This is a genomic window from Lactococcus sp. EKM203L, from assembly GCF_011800585.1.
Classification (GTDB): Bacteria; Bacillota; Bacilli; order Lactobacillales; family Streptococcaceae; genus Lactococcus; species Lactococcus lactis.
The window spans coordinates 1-230 of sequence record NZ_JAALEQ010000071.1 but is presented as its reverse complement, the minus strand read 5'-3'; the positions used below and the strand labels follow the sequence as shown (position 1 = coordinate 230).

The window sequence follows — 230 nt, the reverse complement described above, 5'->3', positions numbered from 1 at the left end:
TCGCAAAATAGGATTTACAGATGATGCGAAAGGATGTATTATATGAATAAAGGAACAATAAATTGGTTTAACGCTGATAAAGGCTATGGTTTTATTATGGCAGATGATATGCAAGATGTGTTTGCTTACCTCTTGTCTATTCAAGGAAATGATTTTAAAAAATACGATGAAGGTCAAAAGGTTACTTTTGATATCAAAATGACGTCTCGTGGGCGTTATGCTTCAAACGT

1 protein-coding gene is annotated in these 230 nt (G+C 33.5%); it reads left to right on the top strand.

Annotated elements, in window-relative coordinates; all coding sequences use genetic code 11:
* Positions 1-42: 42 nt before the first annotated feature.
* Positions 43-230: cold-shock protein (locus tag HFD15_RS14135; RefSeq protein ID WP_167595260.1), on the top strand; the 188-nt coding region annotated here is incomplete at its 3' end.